16 protein-coding genes are annotated in these 15,311 nt (G+C 74.8%); 10 read left to right on the top strand and 6 right to left on the bottom strand.

Features of this window, described 5'->3' with window-relative positions; genetic code table 11:
* Positions 1-103: 103 nt before the first annotated feature.
* Entirely contained in the window at positions 104-1,648 is a 1,545-nt protein-coding gene (locus Asera_RS20610) for an FAD-dependent monooxygenase (RefSeq protein ID WP_030444578.1), read from the bottom strand.
* Between the two features lie 142 nt (positions 1,649-1,790).
* Here Asera_RS20610 and Asera_RS20605 point away from each other — a divergent pair, with 142 nt between their 5' ends.
* The 4 genes from Asera_RS20605 to Asera_RS20590 all read left to right on the top strand — a co-directional run bounded on the left by Asera_RS20605 (position 1,791) and on the right by Asera_RS20590 (position 4,941).
* Positions 1,791-2,525: a TetR/AcrR family transcriptional regulator gene (locus tag Asera_RS20605; protein WP_084130925.1), complete on the top strand. Its 735-nt coding sequence runs from the start codon at positions 1,791-1,793 to the stop codon at positions 2,523-2,525.
* Positions 2,526-2,534: 9 nt separating this feature from the next.
* Positions 2,535-2,939, top strand: a complete 405-nt coding sequence (locus Asera_RS20600; RefSeq protein WP_030444580.1) for a thioesterase family protein — start codon at positions 2,535-2,537, stop codon at positions 2,937-2,939.
* Positions 2,936-3,748, top strand: a complete 813-nt coding sequence (locus Asera_RS20595) for an MBL fold metallo-hydrolase (RefSeq protein WP_030444581.1) — start codon at positions 2,936-2,938, stop codon at positions 3,746-3,748. The genes Asera_RS20600 and Asera_RS20595 overlap by 4 nt, the downstream gene beginning before the upstream one ends.
* 164 nt (positions 3,749-3,912) lie before the next feature.
* Complete coding sequence (locus tag Asera_RS20590; protein ID WP_030444582.1) at positions 3,913-4,941, top strand: DMT family transporter; 1,029 nt, start codon at positions 3,913-3,915, stop codon at positions 4,939-4,941.
* 106 nt (positions 4,942-5,047) lie between these two features.
* Here Asera_RS20590 and Asera_RS20585 read toward each other — a convergent pair whose 3' ends face one another.
* A complete protein-coding gene (locus Asera_RS20585) occupies positions 5,048-5,995 on the bottom strand; it encodes a LysR family transcriptional regulator (protein ID WP_030444583.1) in 948 nt (315 codons plus the stop codon).
* A 130-nt stretch (positions 5,996-6,125) separates the two neighbouring features.
* Between Asera_RS20585 and Asera_RS20580 the strand changes: the two genes are divergently transcribed.
* Positions 6,126-6,326, top strand: a complete 201-nt coding sequence (locus tag Asera_RS20580) for a hypothetical protein (RefSeq protein WP_030444584.1) — start codon at positions 6,126-6,128, stop codon at positions 6,324-6,326.
* A 36-nt stretch (positions 6,327-6,362) separates the two neighbouring features.
* Positions 6,363-6,731, top strand: a complete 369-nt coding sequence (locus tag Asera_RS20575) for a nuclear transport factor 2 family protein (RefSeq protein WP_030444585.1) — start codon at positions 6,363-6,365, stop codon at positions 6,729-6,731.
* Between the two features lie 6 nt (positions 6,732-6,737).
* On the opposite strand, the gene Asera_RS20570 is transcribed toward Asera_RS20575, so the two are convergent.
* A complete protein-coding gene (locus Asera_RS20570; protein WP_157034626.1) occupies positions 6,738-6,974 on the bottom strand; it encodes a hypothetical protein in 237 nt (78 codons plus the stop codon).
* 350 nt (positions 6,975-7,324) lie between these two features.
* Positions 7,325-9,280 carry an asparagine synthase (glutamine-hydrolyzing) gene (gene asnB / locus Asera_RS20565; RefSeq protein ID WP_035295467.1) on the bottom strand — a complete coding sequence of 652 codons (1,956 nt, stop codon included), beginning with the start codon at positions 9,278-9,280 and terminating at the stop codon, positions 7,325-7,327.
* Positions 9,281-9,607: 327 nt separating this feature from the next.
* Here asnB and Asera_RS20560 point away from each other — a divergent pair, with 327 nt between their 5' ends.
* Genes Asera_RS20560 through Asera_RS20550 form a run of 3 tightly spaced genes read left to right on the top strand, consistent with a single transcriptional unit; the run spans position 9,608 to position 12,586 of the window.
* Positions 9,608-10,774 (top strand): NAD(P)/FAD-dependent oxidoreductase, encoded by a 1,167-nt coding sequence (locus Asera_RS20560; RefSeq protein ID WP_051801688.1) that lies wholly within the window; start codon positions 9,608-9,610, stop codon positions 10,772-10,774.
* A 49-nt stretch (positions 10,775-10,823) separates the two neighbouring features.
* Entirely contained in the window at positions 10,824-11,135 is a 312-nt protein-coding gene (locus Asera_RS20555; RefSeq protein ID WP_030444589.1) for a 2Fe-2S iron-sulfur cluster-binding protein, read from the top strand.
* On the top strand, positions 11,132-12,586 hold the full coding sequence (locus Asera_RS20550; RefSeq protein ID WP_244843966.1) for an FAD/NAD(P)-dependent oxidoreductase: 1,455 nt from the start codon (positions 11,132-11,134) through the stop codon (positions 12,584-12,586). Before Asera_RS20555 ends, Asera_RS20550 begins: the two co-directional genes overlap by 4 nt.
* Before the next feature lie 27 nt (positions 12,587-12,613).
* On the opposite strand, the gene Asera_RS20545 is transcribed toward Asera_RS20550, so the two are convergent.
* Positions 12,614-13,540, bottom strand: coding sequence for an alpha/beta hydrolase fold domain-containing protein (locus Asera_RS20545; RefSeq protein ID WP_030444591.1), 927 nt, complete (start codon positions 13,538-13,540; stop codon positions 12,614-12,616).
* Positions 13,541-13,775: 235 nt separating this feature from the next.
* The gene (locus Asera_RS20540) at positions 13,776-14,654 is read right to left on the bottom strand and encodes a sigma-70 family RNA polymerase sigma factor (protein ID WP_030444592.1); all 879 of its coding nucleotides are present in this window, start codon (positions 14,652-14,654) and stop codon (positions 13,776-13,778) included.
* Between the two features lie 293 nt (positions 14,655-14,947).
* Between Asera_RS20540 and Asera_RS20535 the strand changes: the two genes are divergently transcribed.
* Entirely contained in the window at positions 14,948-15,292 is a 345-nt protein-coding gene (locus tag Asera_RS20535; RefSeq protein WP_030444593.1) for a DoxX family protein, read from the top strand.
* Positions 15,293-15,311 lie beyond the last annotated feature (19 nt).

Below are 15,311 nucleotides of genomic sequence, written 5' to 3'. Positions count from 1 at the left end.
CAGTCAATCACGCGCCCGCGGGCCGCGGCCTCGGTGCACCGGCCGATCACACGCGCGGTCGGACCGGCGGCCGCGCTCCGGTCCGCCGGTCCCGCGGTGCCGGTCAGTAACCGAACTTCGCCAGGTAGGCGTCCAGGCCGGCCGGGTCGCGGCCGAGGAAGCCGACGTAGCCGTCCGGGCGGACCAGCACGAGCAGCGGCCGGTCGGGGTCCGCCCCGTACCCGGCGTGCGCGTGCCCGTCGGGGTCGACCAGCGCGCCGGGCACCGCGGCACCGGGCCGTACGACCCGAAGTACCGCCAGGCCGGCCCGTGCCGCCGGGAGCGGCCCGGCACCGAAGGCCAGCACCGTCGCGTGCGGGCCGGCGAACACCTCGAACAGCCGTACCGGGGCACCGGCGGTGTCGTGGCACGGCGCGTCCGGCGCCCGACCACCGGCCTGGATCCCGGCGTCGGCCAGCGCCCGGTCGTCCCCGGCAGCGGCCGGATCGCCACCGCCGGTCGGGGCGTCGAGGTCGGTGACCGACAGCGGCGAGTCGGGATAGCCGAGGGTGAGCTGGGCCAGTTCCGGGTCGTCCCGGCGCAGCGCGTCAGCGTCGCCGGCGATCCCACTGTCGTGCAGCGCCGTCGAGATGCCGAGCACGCCGGCCGCCACCGGCAGCCGCTCGCCCTGGTAGCTGTCCAGCAGCAACTCCGGCCCGCCGGCCAGCACGCCGGCGAGCTTCCAGCCCAGGTTGTAGGCGTCCTGGATGCTGGTGTTCAGACCCTGCCCGCCGGCCGGCGAGTGCACGTGCGCGGCGTCGCCGGCGAGCAGCACCCGGCCCACCCGGTACCGGTCGACCATCCGGAAGTTCGCCCGAAACACGGACGCCCAGACGACCTCGCCGAGGTCGAGTTCGACCCCGGCCCGGGCGGCGAACAGCGCGTGCACGCCGGCGGTGTCGGGTGTCGGAGTGCTGCCGTCCAGCAACGGCGCCTGCAGCTGGAACAGGTCGGTACCGCCGAGCGGGCACAGCCCGACGCCGGTGTCCGGGCCGTCGCCCCAGAAGTGCCAGTGCTCGCGGTCGAGTCCGGCGACCGGCAGGTCGGCCACGATGGACCGCTCCGCCTCGCGCGTCTCGCCGAGGAAACCGACACCCAGCGCCGACCGTACGGTGGAGCGGCCGCCGTCCGCGCCGACCAGGTACCGCGCGGTGATCGTCTCGCCGGTGGCCAGCTCGGCGTGGACCGCGGTCTCGTCCTGGTCGAAGGCGACGAGCGCGGTGTCGTACTCGACGGTGCCGCCGATCTCGCGCAGCCGGTCGGCGAGGATCCGCACGGTGCGGGCCTGCGGCAGCATCCAGACGTTCGGGTACGGCAGCTGCGGCGTCACGGCGCGCTCCGGCGCCATCCGGCCCTCGTACACCACGGTGTCTCCGCGGTAGGCGCGGATCGGCGGGTACGGCGAGCCGGCGGCGAACACGGTGTCGAGCACGCCGAGGTCCTCGAAGACCTCCAGGGTGCGCGGCTGCAGGCCCTTGCCACGGGAGCCCGGGAACGGGCCCGGGCCGGCGTCGACCAGCCGGTGCGGCACGCCGCGGCGGGCCAGTTCGATCGCCAGTGTCAGGCCGGCCGGGCCGGCTCCCACGATCACCACGTCGGTGTCGGTCATCTCGCGCTCCCCAGTTGAGTGAATTTCGATTCAGTGAATTTCAATTCAGCATGACCGCTGCTAGGTTCGCTGTCAAGTCCGTGCGAACCCGTCCCCACCCAGGACGGTGCCGGCCCGGTGCGGCAGGAGAGAGGGATCGTCGATGGCACAACGCAAGTCGGCACCCGCCGGCCGCGGCGCGACACCGGCCGACCCGGCGCCGGCGGGCCGCGGCGCGGGGCCGACCGATCCGCCGCCCGCCGGGCGCAAGGAGCAGGCGGCGGCCACCGCGGCGGCGCTCAAGGCGGCCGCGGTCCGGGTGTTCGACGAGCGCGGCTACCTGAACACCAAGATCACCGACATCACCGCCGCTGCCGGCCGCTCCGCCGGCTCGTTCTACAACCACTTCACCGGCAAGGAAGCGCTGCTGGAGGCGCTGCTCGCGGACATGCTCACCGCAGGTGACGAGCGGGTCGACCGGGAACACCCGTACGACCACGACCTGTCCGACCGGGAGGTCCTGCGGTGGCACGTCGCCGGCTTCTGGGCGGCGTTCCGGGACAACAAGGCGGTGTTCGTCGCGGTCACCCAGGCGGCCCTGATCGACGAGCACTTCGGCGCGCGGCTGGCGGAGCTGATGTCGCCGGACCAGGGCGCGATGCGGCAACACCTGGAACTGCTGGCGGACAAGGGGTACCCGTTGCCCGGCGAGCCCGCCGCCGTGGCGGTGGCGCTGACCGGCATGTGGTACCAGTTCGCCTACCAGCAGCTGGTCGGCGGCTTCCTGGGCACCGCTCCGGTGCTGCCCGAGGAGGCGGCGATCGACCTGCTGACCGAGTTCTCCCTGCGCGGGCTGATCGGCTGCCGGCACCGGACGAAGCCGGCCGGAAGTGCGTAGGCTGTGCGCATGGAGCTGCCAGCCGGTCTCACCGCCCGAGTCGAGCTGACCGTCACCGACGCGGACACCGCGCAGACGCTGGGCTCCGGCGACGTGCCGGTGCTCGGCACCCCGCGGGTGCTCGCGCTCGCCGAGGCGGCCACCGTGCTCGCCACCACGTCCCGGCTGCCGTCCGGTGCGACCACGGTCGGCACCTCGATCCAGCTCACCCACCTGCGCCCCACCCCGATCGGCGGTACGGTCGTCGCGGTGGCCCGGCTGTCCACAGTGGACGGAAAGCGGCTGCGGTTCGACGTCTCGGTGCGCGACGGCGAGATCGAGGTGGCCACCGGCACGGTCGAGCGGGTGCTGGTCGACCGGCACCGGTTCGTCACCGCGGCGCTCGGCGAGAGCTCCGCCGCCGAACCGGCATGACCGCGGCCTGGCAGCGCATCGCCGACGGCGTGCACGTCTGGCGCTACCCCGTCCTCGACGTCAACGTGACGGTGGTGTCCGGCGACGAGGCCACGCTGGTGGTCGACACGCTGTCCACCCCCGCACAGGCCGGCCGGCTGCGCCGCGCCCTGACCGAGCTCGAGCCGCGCCGCCTGGTGCTGGTCAACACGCACGCGCACTTCGACCACTGCTTCGGCAACGCGACCCTGGCCGGCCCGGACACCGAGATCTGGGCGCACGAGGCGACCCGACGCCGGCTGGCCGACCGGCCCGGGCAGGTCGTCGCCGAGGCTGCCGCACGGCACGCCGGCGACGATCCCGAGCTGGCCGGCCTGACCGCCGTCACGCTCCTGCCGCCCAACCGCACCGTGCACGAGCACGCCGAGCTCGACCTCGGCGGTCGCCGGGTTCAGCTGCGCTACGCCGGTCGCGGGCACAGCGACGGCGACCTCGCCGTGCACGTACCGGATGCCGGCGTGCTGGTGCTGGGCGACCTGCTGGAGGTGGATGCACCGCCGCAGTTCGACGACGCGTACCCGATCAGCTGGCCGGCGACGCTGGGCCGGCTGCTGACCGACGCGACCGGCCAGGTGGTGCCCGGCCACGGCGCGGTCGTCGATGCCCACCATGCCGAGCGGCAGCGCCGCGAGCTGGCCGAGCTGGCCGACCGGATCGCCGCCGGGTACGCCACCGGTGCCCCGCTCGAGCAGGTCTGGTCCACCGGTCCGTTCGACCTCGCCACCCGGCGCGAAGCCGCCGCCCGCGGCTACGCCGAGCTGACCGGCTGACCGTCCCGCCCGGCCGGTGCGTGAACCGGTGCCAGGCGTACCTGGTGGCGCGGTCGACGGCCGCTCGCCGCGGCTGACCGGCGCTGCGCCGGGCGTACTTCGCCGAGCCGGGACGCGGGGACAATTCGGTGGGCGGCGAACCGTCCCGGTTCTAGGCTCGCCCGATGAGCGAAGGTACGGGCCGGCAGCGGCTTCGGACGGCGGCGCCGGTGCTGGCCGCGGGCGTGACGGTACTGCTGTGGGCGTCGGCGTTCGTCGCCATCCGGCACGTGGGTAGTCAGCTGAGCGCCGGCCCGCTCGCGCTGGGGCGCCTGCTGGTGGGCAGTCTCGTGCTCGGCGTGCTCGTTGCCGGCCAGGCGCTGCGCCGGCGGGCGGCCGCCCGCCGTGCCGTGTTGGCGCCGGGCGCGGCCTCGGGTGGCACGGGGACCGCCGGTGGGCCGGCCCGCGCGACCGGCTGGCCGCGCGGCCGCGCCTGGCTGGGCGTGGTGGTGTGCGGGCTGGCCTGGTTCGGCATGTACAACGTGGCGCTGAACGCGGCGGAGCGCCGGGTCGACGCCGGTACCGCGGCGATGCTGGTGAACGTCGGGCCGATCCTGCTGGCGGTGCTGGCCGGAGTGTTCCTGCGCGAGGGTTTCCCCCGGATGCTGGTGATCGGTGTCCTGGTGGCATTCGCGGGCGCGCTGGTGATGGGGGTGGCAACCGCCCGGCCGGGCACCGGCGACCTGCCCGGGGTGCTGCTGTGCCTGCTCGCCGCGGTGGGCTACGCGATCGGCGTACTCAGCCAGAAACCGGTGCTCGCCACCACGTCTGCGTTGCGCACCACGTGGCTCGCCGCCACGGTCGGCGCGCTCGCCTGCCTGCCGTACGCGCCGCGGCTCGTGCACGAGCTTTCCGCGGCACCGGCCGGGGCGGTGCTGTGGACCGTCTACCTGGGCGCGCTGCCGACCGCGCTGGCGTTCACCACCTGGGCGTACGCGCTGGCCCGCACCGGCGCCGCCCGGATGGGTGCGACGACCTACCTGGTACCGCCGGCCGCGGTGCTGCTGGGTTGGCTGCTGCTGGCCGAGGCGCCGGCCGCGCTGGCGTTGGTCGGCGGCGCGATCTGCCTGGTCGGGGTCGCGATCACCCGCCGCGCCCCGCACCGGTCCCCGGCGCCGAGCGCCGATCGCACCCCGGTGCCGGCGGGCGACTGAGCCGCCACCGGCGGCGGCTGCGGTCACCAGCGGCGGCGGACGAGCGAGTCGCTGTCGGCGGCGGGCGTGCAGTCATCGGCGCGGCATCGGCGGCCGGGCAGGCCGGTCAGTTGGCGACCGTGGTCGCGGAGCGGCCGTGCAGCTCGCCGGCGCCGGCGACCTCGCGCAGCGCGGCCAGCCCGCGCTCGATCGCCGGCTGGTTCGCGCTGCCGCGCCGCACGCAGGTCAGGATGCGCCGGCGCGGCGCGTGCGTACCGCGCAACGGGATCCGGGCCACCGCGTCCTGCGCCGGCAGGTGTGTCATCCGCGGGATCAGCGACACACCCAGGCCGCGGCCCACGAGCGCGGCCACGGCGGTCCAGTCGGTGACGGTGTGCGCGATGTCCGGGGTGAACCCGGCCGCGGCGCAGGCGACCAGTACCAGCTGCTGCTGGTGCGAGCGGGCCGGGTTGCCGACGATCCAGCGCTCGTCGGCCGCCTCGGCGAGTTCCACGTTGTCCCGCCCGGCGAGCGGGTGGTCGGCGGGCAGCAACAGGTCCTGCATCTCGTCCAGCAGCCGGGCCAGGTCGAACTTGGCGTCCTCGACGCCGGCCGGCGCGTCCGGTGTCGGCACCACCACGGCCAGGTCGGCGTCACCGGCGAGCACCAGGTCGTACCCCTCGGCCAGCTCGGCCTCGTCGACCCGCACGGCCATCTCCGGGTACCGGGCGCGCAGCAGTGCGGCGGCCGGGGCGAGCAGGCTGACGATCGCGGTGGGGAAGCCACAGAGACGCAGCTCACCGGACGGATCGTCGGCGTACTGCGAGATCTCGGTCACTACCCGCTCCCAGTCGGCGGCCAACTGGTCGGCGTGGCGGACCAGCACACCCGCCGCGGCGGTGAGCACCACGCCCCGCCCGGCGGGCTCCAGCAGGGGCACTCCAAGCTCCCGGGAAAGCTGCTTGACCTGCTGCGATACCGCCGATGGGGTGAGGTGCAGGGCGTGCGCGGCGGCGGTCACCCCACCGTGCTGGCCGATCATCCGGAGGACCCCCACCCGGCGAATGTCGATCATGAAGGCTCTCCTACACGGTCGTTTCACACCTCGTTAATTGATTTTCAACGATAGTCGTCCCATTGTTGGAACCGGCAGGGCCCGACGCGGGCCGTGCCGACCCTCTGCCCCTCGGTTCCAAGGAACAACCATGAGCATCGAATGCCAGTACTGCCGTCGCCCCGAGCCGGGTACCTGCGAGGTCGTCTCCCGGCACACCACGTCCGAGGGCGTCGTGGTGTACGTCCGGTGCGCGTGCGGCACGCTGTCACGTCACCTGGTCAGCAACGCCGAGCTGCGCTCCTGGTACCAGCCGAGCCGCCCGGCGCCGGCCCCGGTGACCGCCGCCTGACCGGTTCTGTCGGTGGCCGGCCGTAGGGTGCCGGCCATGACGGATCATCGAGACACCGTCCGGCGCTACTGGGCGAGCGCCGACGCCCGTGACTGGGACGGCTTCGCCGCCGTGCTCGCCGACGACGTCCGCTACGAGCTGCCGCAGACCGGGGAGACCATCTCCGGTCTGGACCGCTACCTGCGGTTCAACCGGGAGTATCCGGGCGACTGGCATCTTGCCGTGCGCGAGGTGCTGGCCGACGGCGACCGGGTGGTCAGCCGGGCCGAGTTCACCGTCGGCGGCGAGACGCAGGACGCGATCACGTTCTTCGGCTTCGCCGCCGACGGCCGGATCGCCACCGTGCTCGACTACTGGCCGGAGCCCTACCAAGCACCGCCGGGCCGGGAGCACCTGATCGACTGATGCGGGTCAGCGGTGCTGGTAGGCGCCGGCGTCCCGGGTGCCGGACAGCTCGGTGCCGTCCAGATCCCACCGCAGCGCGTCGGCGTACCGGCTGTCCGGCTCCACCCGGCTGTCGCTCGCGGTGCCGCCGGGTCGGTGGCCGATCTCGGTGAACGTCTCGTTGTCGACGCTGGATCTGCGCCCCGTCGCCCAGTTCGGCGTCCGCCAGCAGCTCGGCACCGTTGCTGAGCCGGCATCGCGCACCCACCCGGACCGCCGCGGCGGGACCGGCCGCGCGGACGGTCACCCCGCCCTCGAACACGCAGCCGTCGCCGACGGTGATGGTGCCGCCGGCATCGGCCAGCAGCCGGGTACCGGGCCACAGCCGGCTCGCGCCGAGCTCGATCCGGCCGCCCGCCGCGGCGTGCAGGACGACGCCGGGGTAGAGCACGGCCCCCGGCGCGACCGACACGTTCGGCGCCACCATCGTGCCGGCCGGGTCGAGGACCAGCACCTCCGGTAGCGCCTCGACCAGCTCGGCCGCGGTCAGGCAGCCGGCGCGGCGACGCGCCTCGTCGCCGGTCATCGGTCGGCCGGCCCGCTCGACGGCGCGGTCACCAGGTGGCGCGCTGCACGACCGGCTTGGTGAGCAGGGCAGACTCGGCCGGCTTGGGCCGCGGGTCGATGGAGCGTTCCACGAAGATCGCGTGCCAGACGCAGAACACCAGCACGGTCCACACCTTGCGGCTGTTGTCGGCCTCGCCCTTGCGGTGCGCGTCGAGCAGCTTGCGCACGTACCCGAGGTCGATCAGCGCGCCGGCGCCGGAGCGGGCCAGGATGTTCGCGGCCCACTCGTACATGTCTCCCTTGAGCCAGACGCGGGTCGGGGTCGGGAAGCCCCACTTGCGGCGGTTGACGATGGCCGGCGGCACGATGTTGCGCATCGCCTGGCGCAGCGCGAACTTGGTGTGGTTGCCGCGCAGCGTGACCTTCAGCTCGGTCGGGATCGTCGCCGCCAGCTCGAACACCACCGGGTCCAGGAACGGCACCCGCACCTCCAGCGAGTGCGCCATGGACATCCGGTCGGCCTTGACCAGGATGTCGCCACGCAGCCAGGTGTACAGGTCGATGTACTGCATCCGGGTCACGTCGTCGAGGTGCGCGCACTCGGCGTAGAGCGGGGCGGTCACGTCGGTGTAGGCCACCGACGGGTCGTAGTGGCGCATCAGCACCTGCTTCTCCGCCTCGGAGAAGATCCGCGCGTTGCCGTAGTAGCGCTCCTCCAGCGGCACGGTGCCCCGGTCGATGAAGCTCTTGCCCTTGACACCCTCCGGCATCACGTTGGCCACCGACTTGAGGCCGCGCTTGATGCCGTCGGGCATCGACGAGATCGAGTGCAGCGACAGCGGCTCGCGGTAGATCGTGTAGCCGCCGAAGAACTCGTCCGCGCCCTCGCCGGACAGCACCGCGGTGACGTGCTGCGCCGCGGTGCGGTTGACGAAGTACAGCGGGACCAGCGCCGGGTCGGCGACCGGGTCGTCGAGGTGCCAGACGATCCGCGGCAGCGCCTCCATCATGTCCTGCGGGCCGATCTTGGTGGGGATCAGCTGCACGCCGAGGTGCTGCGCGGAGTCGGCGGCCACGTCGATCTCGGAGTAGCCGGGCACGTCGTAGCCGACGGTGAAGGTCAGCACGTTCGGGTTGAACTCGCGGGCCAGCGCGACGACCGCGGTCGAGTCGATGCCCGACGACAGCAGGCAGCCCAGCGGCACCTCGGAGCGCATGTGCAGCCGCACCGACTCGCGCAGGGTGTCCTCGATCTTCTTGTACAGCGCCTGCTCGTCGGCCACCGGGGCCGGCCGGAAGTCGGCCCGGTAGTACCGGGACAGCTGCACCGGCTCGCCGGGGCGGTAAGTGAACGCCTGCCCGCACTCGACCCGGCTGATGCCCAGCTGCATCGTGGTCGGCTCGGGCACGTACTGCAGGGTCAGGTAGTGCGACAGGTTGGCGTGGTCGATGCCGATGTTGCCGGCGTTCGCCGACGCGGCGAACGGCATCAGCGCCTTCTTCTCGCTGGACAGGTAGAGCCCGTCCGCGGTGAGCAGGTAGTGCAGCGGCTTGATCCCGAACGGGTCGCGGGCGCCGACGGCGCGCCGTTCCACCTTGTCCCAGATCACGAACGCGAACATGCCGCGCAGCCGGCGCAGTGCCGTCTCCAGGCCCCAGTGGTGGTACGCGGCGAGGATCACCTCGCCGTCGCCGTCGGTCTCGAACTTCGCCCCGCACTCCCGGCGCAGTTGCTCGCGCAGCTCGATGTAGTTGTAGATCTCACCGTTGAAGGTGAGCAGGTAGCGGTCGAGGTAGCGCAGCGGCTGGTGGCTGTGCGCCACGTCGATGAAGGCGAGCCGCTTGAACCCGCACACCACGTCGCCGCCGGGCGAGTCACCGAACGTTTCCACGCCGGTGTCGTCCGGACCGCGATGGTGCAGGTTCTCCAGCGCGTCGGCAATGTGGTCGCGATGCACGCCGGCGATGCCGTGGGCGCTGACGAAGGTGAGCAGTCCGCACATGGACGCCATCTTTTCACGCGCCCGCCCCGCGCCGCCGACTCACCGCCGGACGACACGGCCACCGAACCCCGGTGAGCCGGTTGGCCGGGCGGCGGCGGGCCGGGTCGGCCGGGCCTGGCGGCATGCTTACCCGACAAACGGGGTGATAACGCCGTCGTCGGTGCCAGCCAGCGCGGCCATCGGCGACGCGGATCACACCGGATGCTTCCCGGCCGGCCGGGAAGCAGGGTGTTGCTGCAGGCCGGTACAGCCGCGACCTCTAGAGTTTGGCGCACTGTGGGTGTCCGTACGTCGGCACCGACCTGTCCTCGGTGGAAAAGGAGACGCGTGTTCAGCCACTCAGCGCCGGCCACCGTGGACGCGGTGGTCGTCGGCGCCGGCCTGGTCGGCGCCTGCTGCGGCTACGAGCTGGCCGTACGCGGCCGGTCGGTCCTGATCGTCGACCGCGGCGCGGTCGCCGCCGGCGGCACCGGTACCGGGCTCGGCGCGGTCGCGGTCGGTCACCAGCCGGGCCCGCTGCTCGACCTCGCCCGACACTCCCGGCAGCGGTGGGACGGCCTCGCCGACCGGCTCGCCGCCGACCTCGACCACCGGCCCGACCTGGGGTTGACCGCCGACGGCGCGGTCAGCGTCGCGCGCGGTACGGCGGCCGCGAAGCAGCTGAGTACGCTCGCCGCCGAGCAGCGAGCCGCCGGACTGGCCGTCGAGCAGCTGTCCGACGCGGACCTGGCCGCGCTGGCGCCGGGGCTCGCCGACGACGTCACGAGCGCGGTCCGCTACCCCGGCCACGCCCGGGTCGCGCCGGTCGCCGCCACCCTCGCGGTGCTGGCGGCCGCGGTCGAGCGCGGTGCCGTCGTGGTACCGGCCGCGCCCGTCGCCGCGATCGAACCGGCCGGCACCGGGATGCGGGTCGACACCGCGGCCGGCACCGTCAGCACCGGGACACTGGTCCTCACCGCCGGCGCCTGGACGGCGCCGCTGGCCGACCTCGCCTCGGTCCGACTGCCGCTTCGCCCGGGCCGCGGCCACCTGCTCGTCACCGAGCAGCTGCCGCAGCCGCCGGGCCAGACCGTGTACGAGTCGGGCACCGACGCCGCGCCGCTGGTACTGGCGCCCACCGGCACCGGCGCGCTGGCGATCGCCACGACCGGCACCGAGACCGGCTTCGAGACGGCCGTGTCGGTGCCGGTGCTGCGCCGGCTCGCCGCCGACGCCGTCCGCCTGATGCCGGCGCTGCGCGCGGTGGCCGCACTGCGCGGCGCCGGGACGCTGTTCGGCCGGACCCCCGACGAGCTGCCGATCATCGGCGCCGACCCGCAGCACCCCGGCTTGTGGTACGCGACCGGGCACGGCGCCGCGGGTGTCGGGCTGGCGCCGGCGACCGGTGAGCTGCTCGCCGATCTGGTCACCGGGGCGACGCCGAGCCTCGACCCGGCACCGTACGCACCGGGCCGGCCCGGGCTCGCCGTGGCCGAACCGGAGGCCGACCGATGACCGCCGCGGCGGGCGATGCGGACGACGGGGTGACGCGAGGGAGCTGCGGATGAGCGACGACGAGGCGCAGGGTCCGTACCGGGTGGTCGACGACCCGGTGGAGCCGACCGCGGAGCCGATCGGCGAGATCGTGCTGGACGGCACCGCGGTGTCGTTGCGGCCCGGCGAGACGGTCGCCGCGGCGATGCTGGCCGCCGGCCGGGTCGGCTGGGACGGCGGTCGCGGCGCGGTGTTCTGCGGCATCGGCGTCTGCTACGGCTGCCTGGTGACCGTCAACGACATGCCGTCGATCCGCGCCTGCCGGTACGTGGCCCGGCCCAGCGACGTGGTCACGACGGCCCGGCACGGAGGTACGCGGTGATCCCGACCAGGGCGGCGGACGTGGTGGTGGTCGGCGCGGGTGCGGCCGGGCTGCACGCCGCGGTGCAGGCGGCGGACGGCGGCGCGAGCGTGCTGCTGCTGGACGCGGATGTGCGGCCGGGCGGGCAGTACCACCGGCAGCTACCGGTCGAGTTCGGCGCGGTGCGACCGGAGCGGGCGCACCACGAGCAGCCGGCCGCCGCCGACCTGATCGCCCGGCTGGCCCGGCACCGCCGGGTCACCCAGCGCCAGCAGGTCACCGTCTGGGCGGCCGAGCCGCGGGTGGGCGGCGGCGCGCTGCTCCACCTGGCGGACGTCTCGTCCGGCCGGGCCGTCGACGCCGGCGTGATCGCCGCGCCGCGGGTGGTGCTCGCGACCGGCGCGTACGACCGGACGTTGCCGTTCCCGGGCTCCGACCTGCCCGGCGTGTACACCCCGGGCGCGGCGCGGTCGCTGTTGCAGGGCGCCCGGATCGTACCGGGACACCGGGTGCTCGTCGCCGGTACCGGACCCTTCCTGCTGCCGGTGGCGGCCGGGCTGATCGAGGCCGGCGCGCGGCTGGCCGGAGTGCTGGAGGCCAACCACACCCGCGGCTGGGTACGCCGGCCCCGGGCGATGGCGTTCGCACCGGAGAAGGTGGCCGAGGCGGCCCGCTACACCGCGACACTGACCCGGCACCGGACCCGGGTGCGGGCCGGTCGGGCGGTCGTCGCGGTCCAGGGCGACGGCCGGGTCCAGACCGCGACGGTGGCGAAGCTGAAGCCGGACTGGACGATCGTGCCGGGCAGCGAGAAGACGATCGAGACCGACGCGATCGTCGTCGGGTACGGGTTCGTGCCGCAGCTGGAACTCGCGCTCGCGCTGGGCTGCGACACCGAGCCGGGCCCGGACGGCTCGCCGGTCGTCGCGGTCGACGACGCCCAGCTCACCAGCCGTCCCGGCGTGTACGCGGCGGGCGAGCTCACCGGCGTCGGCGGCGCGGTGCTGGCCGCCGCCGAGGGCGCCCTCGCCGGCCTCGCCACCGCGCTGGACCTCGGTACGCTCGGCGAGCGGGGTCACGCCGCCCGCGCCGCGGCCTGGCAGGGCGCCCGCGCCCGGTACCGCCGGTTCGCCGACGCGCTCGCCGCCGTCTACCCGGTACCGGACGGCTGGCAGAGCTGGCTGTCCGACGACACCGTGGTGTGCCGGTGCGAGCGGGTGCGCTACGGTGCGGTGCGCGACGCCGTCGCCGCCGGCGCGACCGGCCTCGGTACCGTGTGCGCCGCCACTGGCTGCGGCCAGGGCCGCTGCCAGGGTCGGAGCTGCGGCACGGGGATCGCCGAGCTGACCGCGACGCTGTCCGGTGTGGACGGTCCGGCCGAGCTGCCGGATCCGCTCGCCCTGTCGGTGCGCCCGGTCGACACGCCGATCCCGCTCGGCGAGCTCGCCGACGACCCGGACCGCCCGGAGTGACCCGCACCGACCATCCACACCGGACGGTCAGTCGAGGCGGGCGCGGAGGAAGGCGGCGATCCGTTCGGTGGCCTCGGCGGCTTCCGGGGTACCGAGCAGCAGCGGGTAGGCGTGCGGCAGGCCGTCGCCGACCGTCAGCGTGACGTCCACGCCGGCATCGCGCGCCGCCGCGGCCAGCCGCCGCGCGTCGTCGAACAGCACCTCGGCGGTACCGACCAGGATCAGCAGCGGCGGCAGCCCGTGCAGGTCGGCGAACAGCGGCGAGGCCAGCGGCTCGGTCGGATCGGCGCCCTGCAGGTAGCCGGCCGCGATGCCCCGGATCATCGCCGGGGTGAACAGCGGATCGTCGTTGGCCCGCTCGACGATCGAGGCACCCGACGAGGTCAGGTCGACATGCGGCGACAGCAGCACCGCCGCCGCGGCCAGACCCGCGATGGTCGGGTCGGCGGGGTGGCGGGCGGCGTCGCGCAGCCTGGCGAGCAGGCCGACGATCAGACCCGCCCCGGCCGAGTCACCGCACAGCGCAACCGATCCCGGCGCGACTCCGGCGCTACCGACCAGCCAGCGCCACAGCGTGCCCAGATCCTCGGCCGCGGCCGGGAACGGGTGCTCCGGGGCCAACCGGTACTCGCCGAACAGCACCCGGGTGCCGGCCGCCCGGCCGAGCCGGGCGGCCAGCTCGCCGTGGCTGCGCAGCGAGCCGCGGCTGAACCCGCCGCCGTGCACGAACAGCAGCACCCGGTCGGTCGCCACGCCGGGCGGATCGAGCCAGTACGCGCTCACCCCGTCGGCGTCGACCGGGGTGACGCGCACGTCGGTCGGGATCGGATGGATCTCCCCCGCCGGCGCGAACGCCTCCCGCGCCTGGTCCAGCCGCGCGGGCGGTTGCCCGGCACGATCCCGCTTGCGCACCCGGAACCGCTCGATCAGCCCGCGCATCTCGGCACTCGGCATGCCCACCTCCGTCCCCGAGTCTGGCATCGCCTCGCGCCCATCGCGCCCGGTTCCGGGCGGGCCCGCCGGCGATGTCGAGCCCAGCGTCAGGGTGCCTGCGGCCTGCGATGAGGTGAGCGGGGCCGGCCGGCCTGATGCTGGGCGATGCGGGGATCCGTCCTCGATGCCGGTCCTGCCTCGCCGGTCGACCACCGGTTCGACCGTTCGTGCACCGCGCGGCCGCCGCCGCGCGTCGTCACCGCGGCGGCACGGTCAGGGTGAGGCGCGCGAGGCGGACGGGATCTCCGACGATGTCGACGGCGCGGATCAGGCCGTCGGGGCCGAGGCCGAGGCGCAGCACGGCGCGGATCCGGCCGTGTGGCGCCAGCACGACGCCGGCTGCACCGTCCACGAGCAGCACCACGCCGGTGGCGGCGCGCCGGGTGAACAGGCGGCTCTCCTCGGCGACCGCGTCGGCACCGCGGACCTCGGTCGGCACCTGCCGGCCGACCAGGTTCGCATCGACGGTGCGGACCACGTCGGGGGCGAGCAGGCGAAGTAGCGCGGCGAGGTCGCCACCGCGCGCGGCGGCGAGGAACGCCTCGACCACGCGCAGGTGCTCGCGGGTGCGCTGCGGCGGGTCCGGCCGCGGGGCACGGATGCGGTCGCGGGCCCGGCTGGCGAGCTTCTTCGCCGCCACCGGCGAGCGGTCCAGCAGCCGGCCGACATCCTCGAACGGCAGTGCGAACACGTCGTGCAACACGAACGCGACGCGCTGCGCCGGGGACAGCCGGTCCAGGACGACCAGCAGCGCCCGGTCGACGCCGTCGGCCAGCAGCGCATCGTCCTCCGGCGACACCCACGAGGCGCGGCTGGCCAGTACCGGCGCGGCGTCGTCCAGCGGGAGTTCGGCCCGGCGGGTACGGGCCCGGAGCTGGTCGAGGCACTCGTGCACGGTGATCGTGGTCAGCCAGCCGTCGAGGTTGGCCACCTCGGTGTCGGCGGCGCTGGCCTTCAGCCACGCCGCTTGCACCGCGTCGTCGGCGTCGTCGGCCGAGCCGAGCAGGTGGTAGGCCACCCGCCGGAGCCGCTCGCGGCCCGCCGCGAACCGGTCGGTGAGATCGGCGCCGGTCACGAGGTCACCTTCCTGGGCCGGGAGACGTCAGACAGGTGATCGTCCGTGCCACGCTGCCCGAAGGGATCGGTTCCGCAGATGAGAGCAACGAGGTCAGGCTACCGCCGCGGCCCGGATCGCACCGCCGCCGGCAGGAGAGCCCGGGTCGGCCGGTTCGGCGGCCGCCGGGCAGATCACGAGGATCGTGCACCGCTGTCCCGCGGCCGCCTGGCCGGCGACCCGGCCGGGACCGCGCGGGCCGTCGGCGTGCCGCGCCGGTGCGGTGCGGGCGTCCCGACGGCGGGGGGACCGGCATGAGTACCGGGTATCTCGTCGTCGTGCTCGCCACGGCGGTGGCGACGGGGGCGATCGGCGCGGCCGCGGCCGCGCGGGCGTCGTTCGTGCGCGGGTTCATGACCGCGGTCGGCGTGCCGGACTCCTGGCTGCCGTGGCTCGCGACCGCGAAGCTCGCCGGCGCCGCCGGCCTGCTCGTCGGCATCGCGTACCGGCCGCTGGGCGTGGCCGCCGCGGTCGGCCTGGTGCTGTACTTCACCGGCGCGGTCGCCGCGCACCTGCGCGCGCACGGCTACACCACCATCGCCTTCCCGGCCACCTATCTCGGGCTGGCGCTCGCCTCGCTGGTGCTCACGCTGGCCTGAGGTTCGGCCGCGGCCGACG

This window comes from Actinocatenispora sera (assembly GCF_018324685.1).
GTDB lineage: Bacteria > Actinomycetota > Actinomycetes > Mycobacteriales > Micromonosporaceae > Actinocatenispora > Actinocatenispora sera.
This window is presented reverse-complemented; position numbering and strand designations above follow the sequence as displayed.

Bases quoted from the DNA above. Each gene is read 5' to 3' on its own strand.
- Asera_RS20610 (WP_030444578.1), bottom strand. From the start codon at position 1,648: ATGACCGACACCGACGTGGTGATCGTGGGAGCCGGCCCGGCCGGCCTG.
- Asera_RS20605 (WP_084130925.1), top strand. From the start codon at position 1,791: ATGGCACAACGCAAGTCGGCACCCGCCGGCCGCGGCGCGACACCGGCC.
- Asera_RS20600 (WP_030444580.1), top strand. From the start codon at position 2,535: ATGGAGCTGCCAGCCGGTCTCACCGCCCGAGTCGAGCTGACCGTCACC.
- Asera_RS20595 (WP_030444581.1), top strand. From the start codon at position 2,936: ATGACCGCGGCCTGGCAGCGCATCGCCGACGGCGTGCACGTCTGGCGC.
- Asera_RS20590 (WP_030444582.1), top strand. From the start codon at position 3,913: ATGAGCGAAGGTACGGGCCGGCAGCGGCTTCGGACGGCGGCGCCGGTG.
- Asera_RS20585 (WP_030444583.1), bottom strand. From the start codon at position 5,995: ATGATCGACATTCGCCGGGTGGGGGTCCTCCGGATGATCGGCCAGCAC.
- Asera_RS20580 (WP_030444584.1), top strand. From the start codon at position 6,126: ATGAGCATCGAATGCCAGTACTGCCGTCGCCCCGAGCCGGGTACCTGC.
- Asera_RS20575 (WP_030444585.1), top strand. From the start codon at position 6,363: ATGACGGATCATCGAGACACCGTCCGGCGCTACTGGGCGAGCGCCGAC.
- asnB (WP_035295467.1), bottom strand. From the start codon at position 9,280: ATGTGCGGACTGCTCACCTTCGTCAGCGCCCACGGCATCGCCGGCGTG.
- Asera_RS20555 (WP_030444589.1), top strand. From the start codon at position 10,824: ATGAGCGACGACGAGGCGCAGGGTCCGTACCGGGTGGTCGACGACCCG.
- Asera_RS20545 (WP_030444591.1), bottom strand. From the start codon at position 13,540: ATGCCGAGTGCCGAGATGCGCGGGCTGATCGAGCGGTTCCGGGTGCGC.
- Asera_RS20535 (WP_030444593.1), top strand. From the start codon at position 14,948: ATGAGTACCGGGTATCTCGTCGTCGTGCTCGCCACGGCGGTGGCGACG.